The sequence below is a fragment of the Vibrio sp. HI00D65 genome, from assembly GCF_001635455.1.
Classification (GTDB): Bacteria; Pseudomonadota; Gammaproteobacteria; order Enterobacterales; family Vibrionaceae; genus Vibrio.
On the sequence record NZ_LWEH01000407.1, the window covers coordinates 1 to 285 of the forward strand.

The window sequence follows — 285 nt, forward strand, 5'->3', positions numbered from 1 at the left end:
CCGAAGAGAGTAGACCAATACAGATAACACCAGAAGCTAAGTTCTCCCAAAGGTTGGCAGGGCCAAATAGAAACGCTTGCAGCTGATTAATGTCGCCATTGTGTTCACGCAGAAGGGTTTCTAAACCAAGCAAAGGAATCAGTTGGTTAGAGACAAAAAAGTAAAAGATAAACACAAAAACAAGTGGTGGAATATTTCGAACCAATTGGATGAAAAGCAGAGCTGGAGTCTTAAACAGAGCGATCTTAGAGTGTCTTGCAACCCCAAGCAGGGTACCAAAAGATA

At 42.1% G+C, this 285-nt stretch carries 1 pseudogene; it reads right to left on the reverse strand.

What is annotated here, in order from left to right:
- A pseudogene (locus tag A3712_RS21570) lies at positions 1 to 285 on the reverse strand (amino acid ABC transporter permease); the annotation flags it as partial.